The organism is Streptomyces sp. cg35 (assembly GCF_050410835.1).
GTDB lineage: Bacteria > Actinomycetota > Actinomycetes > Streptomycetales > Streptomycetaceae > Streptomyces.
Genome location: NZ_CP191268.1, coordinates 7,169,226 through 7,190,442 on the forward strand (window position 1 = coordinate 7,169,226; position 21,217 = coordinate 7,190,442).

General features: G+C 70.5%; 16 protein-coding genes. 7 read left to right on the forward strand and 9 right to left on the reverse strand.

Annotated elements, in window-relative coordinates:
* Nucleotide 1: 1 nt before the first annotated feature.
* From ACQUQD_RS32790 to ACQUQD_RS32815, 6 genes are all read right to left on the reverse strand, one after another.
* Nucleotides 2-925, reverse strand: coding sequence for an LLM class flavin-dependent oxidoreductase (locus tag ACQUQD_RS32790; protein ID WP_428955798.1), 924 nt, complete (start codon nt 923-925; stop codon nt 2-4).
* Complete coding sequence (locus ACQUQD_RS32795) at nt 922-2,034, reverse strand: LLM class flavin-dependent oxidoreductase (RefSeq protein WP_428955799.1); 1,113 nt, start codon at nt 2,032-2,034, stop codon at nt 922-924. Before ACQUQD_RS32795 ends, ACQUQD_RS32790 begins: the two co-directional genes overlap by 4 nt.
* A gap of 119 nt (nt 2,035-2,153) precedes the next feature.
* The gene (locus tag ACQUQD_RS32800; RefSeq protein WP_428955800.1) at nt 2,154-3,770 is read right to left on the reverse strand and encodes an FAD-dependent oxidoreductase; all 1,617 of its coding nucleotides are present in this window, start codon (nt 3,768-3,770) and stop codon (nt 2,154-2,156) included.
* 9 nt (nt 3,771-3,779) lie between these two features.
* The gene (glpK, locus tag ACQUQD_RS32805) at nt 3,780-5,318 is read right to left on the reverse strand and encodes a glycerol kinase GlpK (RefSeq protein WP_428955801.1); all 1,539 of its coding nucleotides are present in this window, start codon (nt 5,316-5,318) and stop codon (nt 3,780-3,782) included.
* A gap of 56 nt (nt 5,319-5,374) precedes the next feature.
* A complete protein-coding gene (locus ACQUQD_RS32810; protein ID WP_428955802.1) occupies nt 5,375-6,166 on the reverse strand; it encodes an MIP/aquaporin family protein in 792 nt (263 codons plus the stop codon).
* Between the two features lie 351 nt (nt 6,167-6,517).
* Nucleotides 6,518-7,291: an IclR family transcriptional regulator gene (locus tag ACQUQD_RS32815; protein ID WP_428955803.1), complete on the reverse strand. Its 774-nt coding sequence runs from the start codon at nt 7,289-7,291 to the stop codon at nt 6,518-6,520.
* Between the two features lie 351 nt (nt 7,292-7,642).
* Between ACQUQD_RS32815 and metH the strand changes: the two genes are divergently transcribed.
* The 4 genes from metH to ACQUQD_RS32835 all read left to right on the forward strand — a co-directional run bounded on the left by metH (nt 7,643) and on the right by ACQUQD_RS32835 (nt 15,570).
* Complete coding sequence (gene metH, locus ACQUQD_RS32820; protein ID WP_428955804.1) at nt 7,643-11,152, forward strand: methionine synthase; 3,510 nt, start codon at nt 7,643-7,645, stop codon at nt 11,150-11,152.
* Nucleotides 11,153-11,251: 99 nt separating this feature from the next.
* Nucleotides 11,252-11,947 carry an HAD-IA family hydrolase gene (locus ACQUQD_RS32825; RefSeq protein ID WP_428955805.1) on the forward strand — a complete coding sequence of 232 codons (696 nt, stop codon included), beginning with the start codon at nt 11,252-11,254 and terminating at the stop codon, nt 11,945-11,947.
* 354 nt (nt 11,948-12,301) lie between these two features.
* Nucleotides 12,302-13,909: an ABC transporter substrate-binding protein gene (locus ACQUQD_RS32830; RefSeq protein WP_428955806.1), complete on the forward strand. Its 1,608-nt coding sequence runs from the start codon at nt 12,302-12,304 to the stop codon at nt 13,907-13,909.
* A gap of 74 nt (nt 13,910-13,983) precedes the next feature.
* The gene (locus ACQUQD_RS32835; protein ID WP_428955807.1) at nt 13,984-15,570 is read left to right on the forward strand and encodes an ABC transporter substrate-binding protein; all 1,587 of its coding nucleotides are present in this window, start codon (nt 13,984-13,986) and stop codon (nt 15,568-15,570) included.
* An 83-nt stretch (nt 15,571-15,653) separates the two neighbouring features.
* Here ACQUQD_RS32835 and ACQUQD_RS32840 read toward each other — a convergent pair whose 3' ends face one another.
* Together ACQUQD_RS32840 and ACQUQD_RS32845 are read right to left on the reverse strand one after the other, a co-directional pair.
* On the reverse strand, nt 15,654-16,325 hold the full coding sequence (locus tag ACQUQD_RS32840; protein ID WP_428955808.1) for a response regulator: 672 nt from the start codon (nt 16,323-16,325) through the stop codon (nt 15,654-15,656).
* A 38-nt stretch (nt 16,326-16,363) separates the two neighbouring features.
* Complete coding sequence (locus ACQUQD_RS32845) at nt 16,364-17,239, reverse strand: RecB family exonuclease (protein WP_428955809.1); 876 nt, start codon at nt 17,237-17,239, stop codon at nt 16,364-16,366.
* A 176-nt stretch (nt 17,240-17,415) separates the two neighbouring features.
* Here ACQUQD_RS32845 and ACQUQD_RS32850 point away from each other — a divergent pair, with 176 nt between their 5' ends.
* The 3 genes from ACQUQD_RS32850 (at nt 17,416) to ACQUQD_RS32860 (ending at nt 20,631) form a co-directional block, all read left to right on the forward strand.
* Nucleotides 17,416-18,888 carry a site-2 protease family protein gene (locus ACQUQD_RS32850; RefSeq protein WP_428955810.1) on the forward strand — a complete coding sequence of 491 codons (1,473 nt, stop codon included), beginning with the start codon at nt 17,416-17,418 and terminating at the stop codon, nt 18,886-18,888.
* Nucleotides 18,889-18,934: 46 nt separating this feature from the next.
* Nucleotides 18,935-19,840, forward strand: coding sequence for a tRNA (adenine-N1)-methyltransferase (locus ACQUQD_RS32855; RefSeq protein WP_428955811.1), 906 nt, complete (start codon nt 18,935-18,937; stop codon nt 19,838-19,840).
* Between the two features lie 215 nt (nt 19,841-20,055).
* Nucleotides 20,056-20,631, forward strand: a complete 576-nt coding sequence (locus ACQUQD_RS32860) for a hypothetical protein (protein WP_428955812.1) — start codon at nt 20,056-20,058, stop codon at nt 20,629-20,631.
* A gap of 78 nt (nt 20,632-20,709) precedes the next feature.
* Here ACQUQD_RS32860 and ACQUQD_RS32865 read toward each other — a convergent pair whose 3' ends face one another.
* Nucleotides 20,710-21,024, reverse strand: a complete 315-nt coding sequence (locus ACQUQD_RS32865; protein ID WP_428955813.1) for a ferredoxin — start codon at nt 21,022-21,024, stop codon at nt 20,710-20,712.
* Nucleotides 21,025-21,217: the final 193 nt, after the last annotated feature.

Below are 21,217 nucleotides of genomic sequence, written 5' to 3' on the forward strand. Positions count from 1 at the left end.
CTCAGCCGGCGGTCGTGAGGCCCAGATGGCCGCGCAGGGTGCCGCTCTCGTACGCCGCCGGGAGCAGTCCGCGCCGGACCAGTTCCGGCACGGCGCGGTCCACGAGCGCGTACACGTCCTGCGGCACGGCGACCGGCCGGATCCGGAAGCCGTCGGCGCCGCCCTCGCGGTACCACTCCTCCAGATGGTCGGCGAGGCCCTCCGGGGTGCCGGTGAACAGGGCGGCGTCGGAGTCGAACTCCCCGAGCGCGGCACGTCGTTCCGCCGCTTGGGACTCCGTGGGCGCCAGCAGCACGTTCAGCTCGGCGAGCACCTTCAGCGTCCGGCCCTCCTCGGCGGCGAGCGCGTCCACCTCGGCGCGGATCCGGCGCAGCCCCGCCACGTCGAACGGGGTGATCAGCACGGCGTCCGCGCGGCGCGCCGCGAACCGGTACGGCACGGTGTCGTGCGCGAGCGAGATCAGCGGCGGCCGGCCCTGCGGCGCCGTCGCGTCCTTGTCCCACTCCTCGGTGACCCGGCCGATGAACCCGGCTGCCTTGTCGAAGAGTTCGCCGACCAGCGCGTCGCCCTCCGGAGTGCCGATGAGCCGCACGATCCGGTCGTGCTCCACGTCGTCCGCCGCGATCCTCGGCCGCACCCCGGCGCGCCCGCCGCTGATCAGATCGAGGGTCGCGAACCGCGCCGCGTACCCGGCGGGCTGCCCGAGCACCGGGCCGAGCGGCACGAGCCCGATCCGGGTCGTCTCGCGCGCGGCGAGCGTCAGCAGCAGCGCCGAGTCGAGCCGGCCGGGTCCGTCCTCGACGGTCACGAAGGCGACGCGGGCCGCCTCGGCCCGGCGGACGAGGCGGACGAAGTCGTCGGGCGCGTACCCGGCGTCCGCGCTGAGGGCGATGCCGAGGACGAACGGGCTCGTCGTGTCTGTCATATCAGTCCCCACTCCCGTGCCAGCAGCTCGTACGACCGGACCCGGTCGCCGTGGTCGTGCGTGATCGTCGTCACCAGCAACTCGTCGGCACCGGTGGCCCGTTGCAGGACCGCGAGGCGCTCCGCCACCGTCCGCGCGGAGCCCACGAACTGGGTGTCCACCCGGTCGGCCACCAACTCCCGGTCCGCATCGGTCCATTGATGCCGCCGGGCTTCCTCGGGTGTCGGAAAGGGGATCGCCCCCTCGCCGCTGCGGATCGACCGCACCCAGGGCGCGTACCCGGTGGCCAGCTCCCGCGCGGCCGCGTCGTCCTCGCCCACGACCACGTCCGCCGACACCACGACGTACGGTTCGGTGAGCACGTCCGACGGCTTGAACGCGGCACGGTACGCCTCCACCGCCTCGCGGACCGTCCCCGGGCTGACGTGGTAGTTCGCCGCGAACGGCAGTCCCCGCGCCCCGGCGAGCTCCGCGCTCTCGCCGCCGCTGCTGCCCAGCACCCACACCTCGACGTCGGCGCCCTCGCCCGGTACCGCCCGCGCTCCCGGCGACGTGCCGGCGAGCAGGTCGAGCAGCTCCGCGAGCTGGTCCGCGTACGGCGGGGTCTGCGCGCCCGGCTGCTGCAACAGCTCCAACTGCCGCTGGAACCGCGGCGATCCGAGCAGCCTCGCGAACCCGGTGAACCGGGGCGGGATGTAGAGCCCCTCGTCCGTGAAGGTGCCCTCACCCGGCTCCGGAACCGCGGCCCCGGGCGGCGCGCCGACCCGCGGCCGGCCCGACCGCCCGAGCCCGAGATCGATCCGCCCGGGGAAGAAGGCGTCCAGGATCCCGAACTCCTCCACCACCGACAGCGGGGTGCGGTGCCCGAGCAGCACAGCGCCCGACCCCACCCGGATCCGCGACGTCGCCTGCGCGACCGCCTGGATCACCAGGGCCGGCGCGGAACCGGCGACCCCTGGATTGAGATGGTGCTCGGCCAGCCAGTAGCGCCGGTAGCCGAACTCCTCGGCGGCGCGCGCCAGTCGGACGGTCTCCCGCAGCGCGGTGGCCGCGTCGGAGCCGGAGGTCAGGGGCACGAGATCGAGCACGGAGAGCGGAACCGGAGGCATACCCCCACTCTTGCTCCCGGACATTGCGGATGTATGTACGCGGCATGGCAGTGCGCCGGGCATGCGAAAGCGGCGGCCCCCCCCCGTGGGAGCCGCCCCTCACGTCCTTGCGTACGTGCCTACTTCTTGTCGAGCACGTCCTGGACCTTGCCGCGCACGTCGTCCGTGGCGAGGCCGCGGATCGTCAGCGTCGTGCGGCGGCGCAGCACGTCGTCCGCCGTCTCGGCCCACTCGTGGTCGCGCGCGTACACGACCTGCGCCCAGATCTCCGGCGCGTCCGGGTGCACCCGCTGCCCGAGCTCCGGGTCCTCGTTGGCCAGGCGCGCGATGTCGAAGGCCAGCGAACCGTAGTGCGTCGCCAGGTGCTTGGCGGTGTCCGCGGCCATCCGCGGGCCGGGCGCCGGGTTGTCCACCAGGAGGCGGTGCGCGACGGCCCGCGGGTTGGCGACACCCGGGAGCGGCATCCGCTTCGGCAGCTCGTTGATCGGCTCGAAGTCGTCGCCGAGCGGGTGACCGGGCAGCGACTCCAGCTTCTTCATGACGGTGCGGCCGATGTGCCGGAACGTCGTCCACTTGCCGCCGGCGACGGACAGCATGCCGCCCCTGCCCTCGGTGACGACGGTCTCGCGCTTGGCCTTCGACGTGTCGCCGGGGCCGCCCGGCAGCACGCGCAGACCGGCGAACGCGTAGGTCATCAGGTCCCGGTCGAGCTGCTGGTCGCGCACGGAGAAGGCGGCCTCGTCGAGGATCTGCGCGATGTCCTTCTCGGTGACCGAGACGTCCGCCGGGTCGCCCTCGTACTCCTCGTCGGTCGTCCCGAGCAGCAGCATGTCCTCCCAGGGCAGGGCGAACGTGATGCGGTACTTGTCGATCGGTGTCGCGAGCGCGGCCTTCCACGGGGACGTGCGCTTCATGACCAGGTGCGCGCCCTTGGAGAGGCGGATGGAGGGCGCCGCGTTCGGGTCCTCCATGGTGCGCAGGTGGTCGACCCACGGGCCCGTCGCGTTGAGCACGAGCCGCGCGCTCACGCCGAACTCGTCACCGCTGGTGCGGTCCTTGAGCTCCGCGCCCGTGACCCGGCCCTTGGTGAAGCGCAGGCCGGTGACCTCGGCGTGGTTGAGGACGACGGCACCGGCGTCGACAGCGGCGCGCACCGTCATCAGCGCCATCCGCGCGTCGTTCATCTGGTCGTCGCCGTACACGGCCACGGCCTTGAGGTTCTCCGTGCGCAGCTCGGGCACGTCCTGCTGCGCCTTGGCAGGGGAGAGCAGGTGCCCGACGCCGTCACCGAACGCCGACAGCGCGCTGTACGCGAAGACACCCGCGCCCAGCTTGGCCGCGCCGTGCGGGCCGCCCTTGTAGACGGGCAGGTAGAAAGTGAGCGGGTTCGCGAGGTGCGGGGCCACGTTCCGGGACACCGCACGCCGCTCGAAGTGGTTCTCCGCGACCAGCTTCACCGCGCCGGTCTGCAGGTAGCGCAGGCCGCCGTGGAGCAGCTTCGAAGAGGCGGAGGACGTGGCGCCGGCGAAGTCGCCGGCGTCGACCAGGGCCACCCTGAGACCGGACTGCGCCGCGTGCCAGGCAGTGGAGATGCCCAGGATGCCGCCGCCGATCACCAGGAGGTCGTACGTCGCCTTGGAAAGCTGCTCGCGGGTCTCGGCGCGGCTCGGGTTGGAGCCGGCGGCCGGGTGCGTTCCGAGGGCAGGCACGGTCTGCAGGGTGGACTGGGTACTCATGGTGGGGTCTTACTCCTCGTCTTCGAGCCAGCCCATGGACCGCTGGACGGCCTTGAGCCAGTTCTTGTACTCACGGTCGCGGGTGTCCGCGTCCATGCGGGGCGTCCACTCGGCGGCCCGGCGCCAGTTGGCGCGCAGATCGTCGGTGCTGGACCAGAAGCCGACGGCGAGACCGGCGGCGTAAGCGGCGCCGAGGCAGGTCGTCTCGGCGACCATCGGGCGCACCACAGGGGCGTCCAGAACGTCGGAGAGGGTCTGCATCAGCAGGTTGTTGGAGGTCATGCCGCCGTCGACCTTGAGGGCCGTGAGCTCGACGCCGGAGTCCTTCGTCATGGCGTCGCTGATCTCACGGGTCTGCCAGGCCGTGGCCTCCAGGACGGCGCGCGCGATGTGCGCCTTGGTGACGTACCGGGTCAGGCCGGTGATCACACCGCGGGCGTCGGGGCGCCAGTACGGGGCGAACAGGCCGGAGAAGGCCGGCACGAAGTACGCGCCGCCGTTGTCCTCGACCGACGACGCGAGCGTCTCGATCTCGGCGGCGGACTTGATCAGGCCCATCTGGTCGCGCATCCACTGCACCAGCGAACCGGTGACGGCGATGGAACCCTCCAGGGCGTAGACCGGCTTGGCGTCGCCGATCTGGTAGCCGACCGTGGTCAGCAGGCCCGAGTAGGAGTTGATGGCCTTGTCACCGGTGTTGATCAGCATGAAGGTGCCGGTGCCGTACGTGGACTTGGCCTCGCCCTCGGCGAAACAGGTCTGGCCGAACAGGGCCGCCTGCTGGTCGCCGAGCGCCGAGGCGACCGGGACGCCGCCCAGGACGTCGCCGAGCGTGCCGCCGGTGACCTCGCCGTAGACCTCGGCGGAGGACCGGATCTCCGGCAGCATCTCCATCGGGACGCCGATGGAGGAGCAGATGCGCTCGTCCCAGCGCATCTCGTGCAGGTTCATCAGCATCGTGCGGGAGGCGTTGGTGACGTCGGTGACGTGCTTGCCGCCGTTGACCCCGCCGGTCAGGTTCCAGATGACCCAGCTGTCCATGGTGCCGAAGAGGATGTCGCCCGCCTCGGCGCGCTCGCGCAGCCCCTCGACGTTGTCGAGCAGCCAGCGGGCCTTGGGCCCGGCGAAGTACGACGCGAGCGGCAGACCGGTCTCGCGGCGGAAGCGGTCCTGCCCGACGTTGCGCCCGAGCTCCTTGCACAGGGCGTCGGTGCGGGTGTCCTGCCAGACGATCGCGTTGTGGACGGGCTCGCCGGTGTTCTTGTCCCAGAGGAGAGTGGTTTCGCGCTGGTTGGTGATGCCGATGGCCTTGATGTCGTCGCGGGTGATGCCGGCCTTGGTGATGGCTCCGGCGACGACCTCCTGGACGTTGGCCCAGATCTCGTTCGCGTCGTGCTCGACCCAGCCCGGCTTCGGGAAGATCTGCTCGTGCTCCTTCTGGTCGACGGAGACGATCCGGCCGTCCTTGTCGAAGACGATGCAGCGGCTGGACGTGGTGCCCTGGTCGATCGCCGCGATGAAGGGGCCTGCGGTGTGTGCGTCGGTCACGGGTTGCTCCTGAAAGTTCTCGGTGCTCGGGCGGGGTGCTCGCGGTGTCGGGCGGCCTACTTGAACGCGATGTTGTAGAGGCCACCGGCTATGGCGCCGCCGATCAGCGGACCCACGACGGGGATCCAGGCGTACGACCAGTCGGAGCCGCCCTTGTTGGGCAGCGGCAGCAGCGCGTGCACGATGCGCGGGCCGAGGTCACGGACCGGGTTGATCGCGTAGCCCGTGGGGCCGCCGAGCGAGAGACCGATGCCGACGACGACCAGCGCGGTGATCAGGGCGCCGAGGGTGCCCAGGCCGTTGCCGCCGTCGTTCAGGCCCTGCGTGAGGATGGCGATGACCAGCACGACCGTCGCGATGATCTCCGTGATCAGGTTCTGCACGACGTTCCGGATCTCCGGGCCCGTCGAGAAGATGCCGAGCACGGGGCCCGCCTTGGGCGCGGACTTCTGGTCGACCAGGCCCTCGTCGGCCGGCTGCGCGGCGATGATCTCCGGGTCCGTCAGGTGCGCACGGAACTGCCCGTAGTACGTCGCCCAGACCAGCACGGCGCCGATCATCGCGCCGAGGAGCTGCGAGCCCAGGTAGAGCGGGACATCGCTCCACTTGGTGCCGCCCTCGATGGCGAGGCCGATGGTGACCGCGGGGTTCAGGTGCGCGCCGGAGACGCCGCCCGCGAGGTAGGCGCCGGTCAGGACCGCGAAGCCCCAACCGAAGGCGATGGCGACCCAGCCGGCGTCGTACGCCTTCGAGCGCTTGAAAGTGACGGCGGCGCAGACGCCACCGCCCAGCAGGATGAGCACGGCGGTACCGATGGTCTCGCCGATGAAGATGTCGGAGCTGGACACCCGCGACTCCTTTGTCCTTCGTCCAGGGGAAACCGAACCCCGGGTCCCTCTCCGGTGGTCCGCGCCCTCCAGTGAGGGCGGTTTCGGCCTGGCCTTGTCACACTCTAACGCGTATTGCCGGTAGGTGTTCGACAATGCCGACCGATGGACGCGAGTCTTGCTCCGGGGTTACTGGATCGTCAAGGGTTCTGTTATTCAAAGCACGATCGTTATTGATCGATCGTGCCTATCGGTGACCGTGCGGCCAGGGTGTCCATCGATGGTCGCGCGGAAAGGTGCACCCTGCACCTTGGAACGGCGAAAGCCCCGTCCGGAGACGGGGCCTGGGTCGGGGGCGTGAGGGGCGCGGCGTCAGAACCGGCTGGCCCCCAGGTCCCGGGAGACGGCGCGGGCGCAGTCCCGCACGGCCGCGATGAGCTCGGGCCGCAGCGCGCCCTTGTCGTCGGCCCCGCAGACGCGCTCCACGGCGCCGGTGATGCCGACCGCACCCACCGGCATCCGGTGCCGGTCGTGGATCGGGGCCGCGACGGAGGCGACGCCCTGCCAGGTCTCCTCCACGTCGTCGGCGTACCCGCGCGCCCGGGTCAGGTCGAGCACCGCCTCGAAGCCCGCGAGATCGGACACCGTGCGCGGCGTGAACTCCTTGCGCTCGGCCTCGATGACCTCGCTGTGCGCCACCGGGTCGTACGCGGTCAGGACCTTGCCCAGAGCCGTCGAGTGCAGCGGCTGCATCGCCCCGACCTCCAGGACCTGCCGGCTGTCGTCCGGCCGGAAGACGTGGTGCACGATCAGCACGCCCTGCTGGTGCAGCACCCCCAGATAGACGGCCTCCCCGCTGGAGCGGGCCAGGTCGTCCGTCCAGACCAGGGCCCGTGCCCGCAGCTCGTGCACGTCCAGATAGCTGTTGCCCAGGCGCAGCAGCTCGGCGCCCAGCTGGTACCGCCCCGAGGCCGCGTCCTGCTCGACGAAGCCCTCGGCCTGCAGCGTGCGCAGGATGCCGTGGGCCGTGCCCTTGGCGAGACCGACGGCGGAGGCGATGTCCGAGAGGCCGAGCCGCCGCTCACCGCCCGCGAGGAGCCGGAGCATCGCCGCGGCCCGTTCGAGCGACTGGATGTTGCGTGCCATCGCAGTCCCTTCCTCCCTCGGTTCCTCTCGACGACGGGGGTCGCCAATCTCGTCGATCTCGTCGATCTCGTCGATCGATGACTCGTCGATGACCGGGGCCACCGAGCAACGTTCGACAATGCTGAACAGTATCGGTCGTTGCCGACCTCCTGCTAATGCGGCGTGAGCCTATATTTCGACCCGTTTCCCGTCGGGGACCGCCACCGGACAGTGTGGCGCGGCGCGGCCGTCCGGCGTTCCGCCCCGTGGACGCCTCCACGACGAGACCTTGGTCCCGGCTACCCTGGCCGGGTGCGCCTCCAGCAGTGGAGCCGCAAAGCCGACAGCCGTCGCACCTCAGGGAGCACTTTCATGGCCTCGTTGCCAACGCCCGCCGCCGATGCCCGCGCCCGCGTGGACGCCCTCCGCGAAGCCCTCGCCACCCGAGTCGTGGTGGCCGACGGCGCGATGGGCACCATGCTGCAGGCGCAGGATCCCACCCTCGACGACTTCCAGCAGCTCGAGGGCTGCAACGAGATCCTGAACCTCACCCGCCCCGACATCGTGCGCTCCGTCCACGAGGCGTACTACGCCGTGGGCGTCGACTGCGTCGAGACCAACACGTTCGGCGCCAACCACGCGGCCCTCGGCGAGTACGACATCGCCGACCGCGTCTTCGAGCTCTCCGAGTCCGGCGCCCGCGTGGCCCGCGAGGTCGCCGACGAGTTCACCGCGTCGACCGGACAGCAGCGCTGGGTCCTCGGCTCGATGGGCCCCGGCACCAAGCTGCCCACCCTGGGCCACGCCCCCTACACGACGCTGCGGGACGCCTACCAGCAGAACGCCGAGGGCCTGATCGCCGGTGGCGCGGACGCGCTGCTGGTCGAGACGACCCAGGACCTCCTCCAGACGAAGGCCGCCCTCCTCGGCGCCCGCCGCGCCCTGGACGCCACCGGCACCACGCTGCCGCTGATCTGCTCGGTCACCGTCGAGACGACCGGCACGATGCTGCTGGGCTCGGAGATCGGCGCGGCGCTGACCGCGCTGGAGCCGCTCGGCATCGACATGATCGGCCTGAACTGCGCGACGGGCCCGGCCGAGATGAGCGAGCACCTGCGCTACCTCTCCCGCCACTCCCGCATCCCGATCTCGGCCATGCCCAACGCGGGCCTGCCGGTCCTCACCAAGGACGGGGCGCACTACCCGCTGACCGCGCCCGAGCTGGCCGACGCGCAGGAGACCTTCGTCCGCGAGTACGGCCTGTCCCTGGTCGGCGGCTGCTGCGGCACCACGCCCGAGCACCTGCGCCAGGTCGTCGAGCGGGTCCGCGACCTGCGCCCCACCCAGCGCGAGCCGCGCCCCGAGCCGGGCGCCGCCTCCCTCTACCAGACCGTGCCGTTCCGCCAGGACACCGCCTACATGGCGATCGGCGAGCGGACGAACGCCAACGGGTCGAAGAAGTTCCGCGAGGCCATGCTGGAAGGCCGCTGGGACGACTGCGTGGAGATGGCCCGCGACCAGATCCGCGAGGGCGCGCACATGCTCGACCTCTGCGTCGACTACGTGGGCCGCGACGGCGTCGCCGACATGGAGGAACTGGCCGGCCGCTTCGCCACCGCCTCCACCCTGCCGATCGTGCTGGACTCGACCGAGGTGCCGGTGATCCAGGCCGGGCTGGAGAAGCTCGGCGGCCGCGCGGTCATCAACTCGGTCAACTACGAGGACGGCGACGGCCCGGAGTCCCGCTTCGCGAAGGTCACCCGGCTCGCGCAGGAGCACGGCGCCGCGCTGATCGCGCTGACCATCGACGAGGAGGGCCAGGCCCGCACGGTCGAGCACAAGGTGGCCATCGCCGAGCGCCTCATCGAGGACCTGACCGGGAACTGGGGCATCCACGAGTCGGACATCCTGATCGACTGCCTGACCTTCACGATCTGTACCGGGCAGGAGGAGTCCCGGGGCGACGGCATCGCCACCATCGAGGCGATCCGCGAGCTGAAGAAGCGCCACCCCGCCGTGCAGACCACGCTGGGCCTGTCGAACATCTCCTTCGGCCTGAACCCGGCCGCCCGCATCGTCCTCAACTCCGTGTTCCTGGACGAGTGCGTGAAGGCCGGCCTGGACTCGGCGATCGTGCACGCCTCGAAGATCCTCCCCATCGCGCGGTTCGACGAGGAACAGGTCAAGACGGCCCTCGACCTGATCTACGACCGCCGGTCCGAGGGCTACGACCCGCTGCAGAAGCTGATGGCGCTGTTCGAGGGCGCCACCGCGAAGTCGCTGAAGGCCGGCAAGGCCGAGGAACTGGCGGCGCTGCCGCTGGAGGAGCGCCTCAAGCGACGCATCATCGACGGCGAGAAGAACGGCCTGGAGGCCGACCTCGACGCCGCCCTGGAGTCCCGCCCGGCGCTGGAGATCGTCAACGACATCCTGCTGGACGGCATGAAGGTGGTCGGCGAGCTGTTCGGCTCCGGCCAGATGCAGCTGCCGTTCGTGCTGCAGTCGGCCGAGGTGATGAAGAACGCGGTGGCCTACCTGGAACCGCACATGGAGAAGTCGGACACGGAGGGCAAGGGCACCATCGTGCTGGCCACCGTGCGCGGCGACGTCCACGACATCGGCAAGAACCTTGTCGACATCATCCTGTCCAACAACGGCTACAACGTGGTCAATCTGGGCATCAAGCAGCCCGTCTCGGCGATCCTGGAAGCCGCCGAGGAGCACAAGGCCGACGTGATCGGCATGTCCGGGCTCCTGGTCAAGTCGACCGTGATCATGAAGGAGAACCTGGAGGAGCTCAACCAGCGCAAGCTGGCCGCCGACTTCCCGGTGATCCTGGGCGGCGCCGCGCTCACCCGCGCCTACGTCGAGCAGGACCTGCACGAGATCTACGAGGGCGAAGTCCGCTACGCCCGCGACGCGTTCGAGGGCCTGCGCCTGATGGACGCGCTCATCGCGGTCAAGCGCGGCGTGCCCGGCGCCACGCTGCCCGAACTGAAGCAGCGCCGGGTCAAGGCCGGCGCCGTACAGGTCGAGGAGCGGCCCGACGAGGGGCCCGCGCGCTCCGACGTCGCCACCGACAACCCGGTCCCCGAACCGCCGTTCCGCGGCACCCGCGTCATCAAGGGCATCCAGCTCAAGGAGTACGCGTCCTGGCTCGACGAGGGCGCCCTCTTCAAGGGCCAGTGGGGCCTGAAGCAGGCGCGCACCGGGGACGGGCCCACGTACGAGGAGCTGGTGGAGACCGAGGGCCGGCCGCGGCTGCGCGGCTGGCTCGACGAGCTGCACACCAAGAACATGCTCGAAGCGGCCGTGGTCTACGGCTACTTCCCCTGCGTGTCCAAGGGCGACGACCTGATCATCCTGGACGACGCCGGGAACGAGCGGACCCGGTTCAGCTTCCCGCGCCAGCGCCGCGGCCGCCGGCTGTGCCTGGCCGACTTCTTCCGCCCGGAGGAGTCCGGCGAGACCGACGTCGTCGGCCTCCAGGTCGTCACCGTCGGCTCGAAGATCGGTGAGGCCACCGCCGAGCTGTTCGCCTCCGACTCCTACCGCGACTACCTCGAACTGCACGGCCTGTCCGTCCAGTTGGCCGAGGCACTCGCCGAGTACTGGCACGCCCGGGTCCGCTCCGAGCTGGGCTTCGCCGGCGAGGACCCCGCCGAGATGGAGGACATGTTCGCCCTGAAGTACCGGGGCGCCCGCTTCTCGCTCGGCTACGGCGCCTGCCCGAACCTGGAGGACCGCGCCAAGATCGCCGAGCTGCTCGAGCCCGAGCGGATCGGCGTCCAGCTCAGCGAGGAGTTCCAGCTCCACCCCGAGCAGTCCACCGACGCGATCGTCATCCACCACCCCGAGGCGAAGTACTTCAACGCGCGGTAATCCGCGGCAGTCGTACACTGGTCGGTCCAGCGCAGGCCGGTCGCCCTCCCGCTCAAGGAGGGCGACCGGCCTTCTCGTCCCTCATGGAGGTGTCCACGGATGACCAGTACGGTTCCCGCACTCGGTACCCGAACGGCCGAAGGCTCCACCCTTCAGGCCGTGCTCCTCGACATGGACGGAACCCTCGTCGACACCGAGGGCTTCTGGTGGGACGCCGAGAGCGCCGTTTTCGCCGATCTCGGCCACACCCTCGACCCGGCCTGGAAACAGGTCGTCGTCGGCGGTCCGATGACCCGCAGCGCGGGCTTCCTCATCGAGGCGACCGGCGCCGACATCACCGTCCCCGAGCTGACCGTCCTGCTCAACGACGCCTTCGAGCGGCGCATCGGCCAGTCGCTGCCGCTGATGCCCGGGGCCGCCAGACTCCTCGCCGAGCTCGCCGCGCACCAGGTGCCCACCGCGCTCGTCTCCGCCTCGCACCGGCGCATCATCGACCGCGTCCTGCAGTCGCTCGGCGTACAGAACTTCCGCCTCACCATCGCCGGCGACGAGGTCTCGCACACCAAGCCGCACCCCGACCCGTACCTGCTCGCCGCCTCCGGACTGAGCGCCGAGCCCGGGCGCTGCGCCGTCATCGAGGACACCGCCACCGGCGTCGCCGCCGCCGAGGCGGCGGGCTGTCATGTCGTCGCCGTCCCGTCCGTCGCTCCGATCGAGCCGGCCCACCGGCGCACCGTCGTGTCGTCCCTCGAGCACGTCAACCTGCCTTTCCTGCATGGCCTGATGACGCCCTGACGGCTGCCGGGTGGCTGAATCGCCGCAGCCGCCAATCCAGTTGGCCATGTGACCTTTCCCACTCGATGGAGGGTCGACAGGTTCGGATCGCCGTGCTGCGCCATCACCTCGGGTGCGCCCGGTCGGGACCTTGTGTCCTGATTGGTCGCTCCCTGTGCCGAACCTTCCCCCTCAGGTGTTTTCGGTGCGTCCACGCCTGGTTCCGCAGCGTGATGGGCGCCCGGCTCCAGTGCCTGCGAACCGTCGCGGCGGGCCCATTAATGTCGTCGCGAGAACATCGCCGTAACCTCCCGTGTCCCTGTGCACCACCCCTGTTCCGGCCCACGGGATCAACAGCTCTGGAGAACTTCGAGCATGAACCGCAAGACTTTGGTGCTGCCGGCCGTCGTCGGCCTGCTGGCCCCGGTGCTCGCCGCGTGCGGCGGGTCCGACAGTGGGGGTTCGGACGGCGACGGGATCGCCGTGGGCACCACCGACCGGTTCGTCGCGACGAAGCAGGAACCCGCCCCGTTCGACCCCGCGTACGCCTATGACGCCGGGTCCTGGAACGTGCTGCGCCAGACCGTGCAGACGCTGATGGCGATGCCCCGCAGCGGCAGCGGCGAGCCGGTGCCCGAGGCCGCCGAGAGCTGCATCTTCACCGACACCGGCAGCGAGCGGTACGTCTGCACGCTGCGCAAGGACCTGGAGTTCGCCAGCGGCGACCCGGTCACCGCCGCCGACGTGAAGTACTCCATCGACCGGGTCCGCACCATCAAGAGCAAGAGCGCCTCGTACGGCCTGCTCTCCACGATCGACACGATCGAGACGCAGGGCGCCCGCAAGGTGATCTTCCACCTCAACACCCCGGACGCCACCTTCCCGTACAAGCTGGCCACGCCCACCGCCGGCATCGTCAACCCCGACGACTACGACAAGCGCAAGCTGCGCAACGGCTTCGACGTGGACGGCTCCGGCCCGTACACGATGAAGGCCGAGACCGACGGCAACGCCGTCGTCAAGACCGTCTTCACCAAGAACCCCAACTACAAGGGGCAGTTGAAGCCGAAGAACGACAAGGTGGAGCTGGTCTCCTTCGCCGACGCCGACGCCATGGGCACGGCGCTGGAGAAGGGCGACATCGACCTGATGACGCGCACCATGTCGCCGGAGCAGATCAACAAGTACTCGACGACGCCCCCCAAGAACGTCAACCTGGTCGAGATGCCGGGCATGGAGATCCGCTACCTCGGTTTCAACACCGTTGCGGACAGCGTCAAGAGCAAGGCCGTGCGCCAGGCCATGGCGGAGGTCGTGGACCGCGGCGAGCTCGCGTCCAGCGTGTACGGCACCAGCGCCGAGCCGCTCTACTCGCTGGTGCCCGCGGGCATCACCGGCCACCAGAACTCGTTCTTCAACGAGTACGGCGACCCGGACAAGGCCAAGGCCGCGGCGACGCTGAACCGGGCGAACATCAGCACGCCGATCAAGGTCACCCTGCACTACACGACCGACCACTACGGCTCGGGCACCAAGAAGGAATTCGAGGTCCTGCAGAAGCAGCTGAACGACAGCGGCCTGTTCGACGTCGACATCAAGGGCGACAAGTGGGAGACGTTCCGCGACTCCCAGCTCAAGGGCAAGTACGACGTCTACGGCCTCGGCTGGTTCCCCGACTTCCCGGACGCCGACAACTTCCTCGCGCCGTTCCTCGACAAGGACAACTTCCTCGCCTCCCCGTACGCGAACGGCCGCATCCGCGGCCAGCTGATCCCGGCCGAGCGCCGCGAGGCGGACCGGCTCACCGCGTCCAAGAGCATCCAGCAGATCCAGGACATCGTCGCCGACGACGTGCCGGTGCTCCCGCTGTGGCAGGGCAAGCAGTACGTCGCCGCGCGCGACGACATCACGGGCGTGGAGTGGGCGCTGTCCGCCTCCTCCGTCCTTCAGCTGTGGGAGCTGGGCCGCGGCGTCAGCGGCTGAGCTCACCGTGGGGCCGGTCCCGAAGCCGCGGCCGGCCCCGCTCCTTATCGCACGACCGACGACAAGGCACGTACGTGACAAAGCGCAACCAGTGGTTGGCCCTGCCCCTCGGCGCGGGACTCGCCGCGGCACTGCTGACCGGCTGTGGCTCGGACCAGGGCGGCTCGGCCGGCTCCGGTGACTCCGTGGTCATGGGGATGTCCGACGACATCCAGGCGACCGACCCGGCGTCCGGCTACGACCCGGGCTCGTGGCTGCTGTTCAACAACGTCTTCCAGTCGCTGCTCAGCTTCCCCAACGGAGGCACCGAGCCGCAGCCCGAGGCCGCCAAGGACTGCCACTTCAGCGACACGGCCACCAAGGTCTACTCGTGCACCCTGCGTTCGGGGCTGAAGTTCAGCAACGGCAACGCGCTCACGTCGAAGGACGTCAAGTTCTCCTTCGACCGCATGATGAAGATCAACGACGACGCCGGTCCCGCCATCATGTTCCCGATGCTGGACAAGGTGGAGACGCCCGACGCCGACACCGTCGTCTTCAAGCTCAAGTACGCCGACGCGACCTTCCCCAGCAAGATCGCCTCGGGCGCCGGTTCGATCGTCGACCACACCGCGTACCCGGCCGACCGCCTGCGCACGGACGGCAAGGCCGACGGCTCGGGCCCGTACAAGCTCGACTCGTTCGGCAAGGACCAGGCCGTCTTCTCGGTCAACGACAAGTACCGGGGCACCGCCAAGGTCAAGAACACCGGCGTCACCATGAGGTTCTTCCACGGTGACCAGGCGGGCCTGAAGAAGTCCCTGCTCGACGGCGACGTCGACCTCACCTACCGCGGGCTCGCCGCCAAGGACGTCGCCGACATCGAGGCGGCCACCGGCAAGGGCAGCGAGGACATCGACGTCGTCGAGGGCACCAGCGCCGAGGTCCAGCACCTCGTCTTCAACATGAAGGACCCGGTCGTCGGCAAGCTCGCCGTCCGCAAGGCGATGGCCTACCTGATCGACCGCGACGCCCTCATCGACGAGGTCTACGACAACACCGCGACCTCGCTGTACTCGATCATCCCGGCGGGCATCAGCGGCCACAACACCGCGTTCTTCGACACCTACGGCGCCCGCCCCTCGCAGAGCAAGGCCCAGGCCGCGCTGCGCGGTGCCGGCATCACCGGCAAGGTCAAGCTCACCCTCTGGTCCACGCCGTCGCGCTACGGCCCGGCCACCGACGCCGAGTTCAAGGCCATCGCCAAGCAGCTCAACGCCAGCGGTCTGTTCGACGCCGACGTGAAGTCCGTCGAATTCGCGCAGTACGAACGGGACATCAAGTCCGGCAAGTACGGCGTCTACGTCAAGGGCTGGGTGCCCGACTACCCGGACCCGGACAACTTCACCCAGCCGTTCTTCGGCGCGGGCAACGTCCTCGGCAACAACTACACCAACAAGACGATCACCGACGCGATCATCCCGGACACCGGCGCCCAGAGCGACCGCTCCGCCACCACCAAGCAGTACGAGCAGCTCCAGGACATCGTCGCCGAGCAGCTGCCGATCCTGCCGGTGTGGCAGGCCAAGCAGTACGCCGTCGCCCGCGACAACGTCTACGGCCTTGAGAACTGCCTCGACGCGTCCACCGTGTTCCGGTTCTGGGAGATCAGCAAGGGCTGACCGTCCCGCCCGGCAGACACGAAGGCGGCGGCCACCTCCGGGTGACCGCCGCCTTCGCCGTACGTCGCGGGTGACCCGCGGGGCTACTGGGCGCCGGGGCGGACGAGTCCGCTCTCGTACGCGTACACGGCCGCCTGCACCCGGTCGCGCAGCCCCAACTTCGTGAGCACATGGCCCACATGGGTCTTCACGGTCGTCTCGCTCACGAACAGATCGGCGGCGATCTCCGCGTTCGACAAGCCGCGCGCCACCAGCTTGAGCACCTCGACCTCACGCTCGGTCAGCGTGTGCAGGGTGTCCGGCACCGGCTCGTCGCCCGACGGCAGATGGTCCGCGTACTTGTCCAGCAGCCGCCGCGTGATGCTCGGCGCGAGCATCGCCTCGCCGGCGGCGACCACCCGGATCGCCTGCACCAGCTCGTTGGCCGGGGCGTCCTTCAGGAGGAAGCCGCTGGCCCCCGCCTTCAGCGCCTCCACCACGTACTCGTCGAGATCGAAGGTCGTCAGGACGAGCACCTTCGCCGGACCGTCCCGGTCGGGGCCGGTGATCTGCCGGGTCGCCTCGACACCGTCCATCCGGGGCATCCGGATGTCCATGAGCACCACATCGGGCTGCAGGGCCCGGACCTGATCGAGAGCCTGCAGGCCGTCTCCGGCCTCACCCACGACCGCGATGTCCTGCTCGGCCTCCAGGATCATGCGGAAGCCGGTGCGCAGCAGCGGCTGGTCGTCGACCAGTAGGACGCGGATGGCCACGAAACTCTCCTTCGATAGTCCGGCCCCATTCTGCCCTGCTACACCTCGCCGGACCCGGCCACCCTCACCTGAAGCGGATACGGCGGGGGAGTCCCGCCGAATTCCGGGCAAACGGCCTGGTGGTCGCACCAACCGCACAACTTCGTCGGCCGCGGCCGCCACTCACCCGACGCGGTGGCCTGCTGGATCGCGTCCCACAACGCGTGCAGCTTGCGCTCCACCCGCTCCAGGTCGGCGATCACCGGGTCGTAGGTCAGCACGTCCCCGCTGCCCAGATACACGAGCTGCAGCCGCCGCGGCACGACCCCCTTCAGCCGCCACACCACCAGCGCGTAGAACTTCATCTGGAACAGCGCGCCCTCGGCGTACTCGGGCCGGGGCGCCTTGCCCGTCTTGTAGTCGACGATCCGGACCTCGCCGGTGGGCGCCACGTCCACCCGGTCGATGATCCCGCGCAGCTTGAGCCCGGACTCCAGCTCGGCCTCGACGAACAGCTCCCGCTCGGCGGGCTCCAGCCGGGTCGGGTCCTCCAGCGTGAACCACCGCTCGACGAGCCGTTCCGCCTCACCGAGCCACCGGGTCATCCGCTCGCCCTCGGCATCGTCGGCGAACAGCTCGACCAGCTCCGGCCTCGACTCCCGCAGCCGGTCCCACTGGCCCGGGATCAGCGACTTGGCCTGCGGCGCGGTCCGCTCGCCGGCCGGCACGTCGAAGAGTCTCTCCAGCACGGCGTGGACCAGCGTGCCCCGCGTCGCCGCCTCGCTCGGCTTCTCCGGCAGCTTGTCGATCACCCGGAACCGGTACAGCAACGGGCACTGCATGAAATCGCTCGCGCGCGACGGCGAGAGCGACGCCGGCGCGACGGCGGCCTTGGCGGGGCCGTGCTCGGGGCCCGTCTCGGTACTGGTCTCCATGACCCACGACGATACGGCCCGCCACTGACAGTCAGGCACCTGCGCGTCGCAGGCGTCTTGCGTAGCGTGGCCCGGGGGAGTCGACGGGGGCCATCGGACACCGTCCGCATACCATCGACGCCAGAACGTCCCGCTCCGGCGGGAAACGCTTCGAACGAGGGGACCGAGGGATCACCGTGGACGAGAGCGGGCAGCCGCAGTCCGGCACCGACGAGGCGACGCCGCCCACGGAGGACACCGGGGGGCATCCCGCACAGACCCGGCCCGACGCCGCACCACCCGCCCCGGCGGACTCCGCCGCGGGCGGCACGGACCCGGCGCCGCCGCGGGAGCCCGCGGCGGACTCCGCTCCGGCGGGCACCGGCACGGCCGGGAAACCCGGGGCCGGACCGGCGGACCCCGCCCGCAAGGACGAGGCCCCGGCACACCCCTACGACAGCCACCCCGACCGGGCCGCCGCCACCTCCGGCAAGCGCAAGGGCCCGGCCAAGCCCCCCGAGCCCCGGGGCGGCATCCTCATGGGACGCCCCTTCGGCGTGCCGGTCTACGTCGCGCCCAGCTGGTTCCTCGTCGCCGCCCTGATCACCTGGGTGTTCGGCGGCCAGCTCGACCGCGTCCTGCCCGAACTCGGCGCGGCCCGCTACCTCGTCTCCCTCTTCTTCGCGGTCGCGTTCTACGCCTCCGTCCTCGTCCACGAACTCGCCCACACCGTCGCCGCCCTGCGCTTCAAGCTCCCGGTCCGCCGGATCCAGCTGCAGTTCTTCGGCGGGGTGTCCGAGATCGAGAAGGAGTCCGAGACCCCCGGCCGCGAGTTCGTGCTGGCCTTCGTCGGCCCGCTGCTCTCCCTGGTCCTGGCCGGCGTCTTCTACCTCGGCATGATGGCCGTCGAGCCGGGCACCGTCCCGGGCGTCCTCCTGGCGGGCCTGATGGTCTCCAACCTCATCGTCGCCGCGTTCAACCTGCTGCCCGGCCTGCCCCTCGACGGCGGCCGGATGCTCCGCGCCGTCGTCTGGAAGATCACCGGCAAGCCCATGAGCGGCACCGTCGCCGCCGCCTGGGTCGGCCGCGCCCTCGCCATCACCGTCCTCATCGGCCTCCCGCTGCTCACCCAGTCCGGGGCGCTCGGCGAGGGCGCGGAGGACGTCGGCGGCATGGACACCGTCATGGACGCGCTCCTGGCCGCCATCCTCGCCGCGATCATCTGGACCGGCGCCGGCAACAGCCTGCGCATGGCCCGGCTGCGCGAACACCTGCCCGAACTGCGCGCCCGCACCCTCACCCGCCGCGCCGTCCCCGTCGAGCCCGCGACCCCGCTCTCCGAGGCCCTGCGCCGGGCCAACGAGTCCGGGGCCCGCGCCCTCGTCGTCGTCGACGCCGACGGCGAGGCCCGCTCCCTGGTCCGCGAGGCCGCCATCGTCGGCATCCCCGAACACCGCCGCCCCTGGGTTCCGGTCAGCGGCCTCGCCCAGGACCTCACGGACGGCATGCGGGTCTCCGCCGAGCTGGCGGGGGAGGAGCTCCTCGACACCCTGCGCGCGGCCCCGGCGACCGAGTACCTGGTCGTCGAGAACGACGGCGCGATCTACGGCGTCCTCTCCGCGGCGGACGTCGAGCGCGCCTTCGTGAAGGCCATGGCCCGGCCCAGCTGACCGCCGTGTGGTCGGCGGCTCCCGCCGCGCCCGGTAGGCTGGTCACATGTCCGAACCGACCGGTGCCGCCCGCCGACGCGGGCCCTTCAAGGTCGGGGACCAGGTACAGCTGACCGACCCCAAGGGCCGCCACTACACGTTCACGCTCGAGGACGGGAAGAACTTCCACACCCACAAGGGTTCCTTCCCGCACGACGAGCTGATCGGCGCTCCCGAGGGCAGCGTTGTCCGCACCACCGGAAACGTCGCCTACCTCGCGCTGCGCCCCCTGCTCCCCGACTACGTCCTGTCCATGCCCCGCGGCGCCGCCGTGGTCTACCCCAAGGACGCGGGGCAGATCCTGGCCTTCGCCGACATCTTCCCCGGCGCGCGCGTCGTCGAGGCGGGCGTGGGCTCCGGCTCGCTCAGCAGCTTCCTGCTGCGCGCCATCGGCGACGAGGGCATGCTGCACTCGTACGAGCGCCGCGAGGACTTCGCCGAGATCGCCAGGGGCAACGTCGAGCGCTACTTCGGCGGCCCGCACCCCGCCTGGCAGCTCACCGTCGGCGACCTGCAGGACAACCTGTCCGACGGCGACGTCGACCGCGTCATCCTCGACATGCTCGCCCCCTGGGAGTGCCTCGACGTCGTCAAGAAGGCGCTCGTCCCCGGCGGCATCCTGTGCTGCTACGTCGCCACGACCACGCAGCTCGCCCGCACCGTCGAGTCCATCCGCGAGATCGGCTGCTTCAACGAGCCGACCTCGTGGGAGTCGATGATCCGCAACTGGCACGTGGAGGGCCTCGCCGTCCGCCCCGACCACCGGATGATCGGCCACACGGGCTTCCTGCTCACCGCCCGGCGCCTCGCGGACGGCGTCGAGCCGCCCATGCGCCGCCGCCGCCCCGCCAAGGGCGCCTACGGCGAGGACTACGACGGCCCCAACGCCGACGGCGGCAACCGCGGCCGCTGAGCCGAGGACGTACCACCGCACAACGCATCGACGCCGTCGCCCAGTTCCCCGCCCCGTACGGGAACTGGGCGACGGCGTCCGTTCGTTGACACAGCGGCAGCACCACCTCCAGGAGCCACCGCAGAAACGCCGGACCCCGGCGTTCCCCTGCACTGTGACGTATGGCACGATGCTGGCCACCCCCACCGGCACAGCCCTCACAGGAGACGCTCCTAGTGCAGCAACCCGCCGTCCCGGAACTGGCGCACACCACCACCCGACCCATCCACTGGCTGGCCACCGCGGCCGCGCTCGCCGCTGTCGTCGCGGCCTCCGGCTTCCTCCAGCCGGGCTCCGCCACCGCGGCGCAGGCCGACTCCAAGGCCACCGTCACGAAGACCCGGGCCGTCGCCCCGCCGGACCCGGCCGCGGTCCACTTCCCGCTCAACTGCGGGCCGGTCAAGGTCCTGGTGCAGAAGAAGGCCTCCGGCGACCTCGACGGCGACGGCAGGCCCGAGACGGTCGCGGCCGTCCGCTGCGACGCCGGTTCCGGCACCCCGCCGAGCGGCGTCTACGTCCTCACCCAGCCCGCCGGGGCCGAGCCGCGGATCGTCGCCACGCTCGTCGACCCGAAGGACCGGTTCTCCGTCAGCGCCCTCGGCGTACAGGACGGAGCCGTCACCGCGACCCTCGACGGCTACTCCTCCGACGCGGTCCCGCGCTACCGCCCGGACGTCCACGACAAGGCCAAGTGGCAGTGGCGGAACGGGGCGTTCGTCCGCTCCACCCCGGCCGCCGCGAGCAGCGTCTGAGCCGGCACGAAAAGGCCCCGCACACCGGAAACACCGGTCGCGGGGTCTTCGTCGTCCGTCCGGACGGTCAGCGCGCCGTCACGCCGCGTCGGGTCCGTACACCTCGACGCTGTCCGAAACGCGTCGCACATGGATGCAATCACCCGGGCACTCCTTCGCCGACGCCACGACATCGGTGAGGAGCGGGAGCGGTACGGGTGTTGAGGCGCCCGGGTCCTGGAGCAGCTCGTCGTCCGCACTCTTCACATACGCGAGACCGTCGATGTCCAGTTCGAAGACCTCCGGAGCGTACTGGGCGCAGATCCCGTCGCCGGTGCAGAGGTCCTGATCGATCCACACCTCCAGCGGAACACTGCTGTCGGCGCCGGATCCGGCCTCTTGCTGCACGGTCATGTCTCCTGCCGTTTCCTGCCTCGTGGCCCCGGAAAACCGACTTCGCAGAAGCAAGTCGGGCCAGGTCTGACGGGTGTTGAACACTTCGACCCTACAACCGCCCGCTTTCCGATGTTGTTGGGTGGGTATTCCCCTGGCGTGAGGGAGAGCGCAAGGGTGAAGATCGGACACACCCCGACCGTCTTTGTGATCT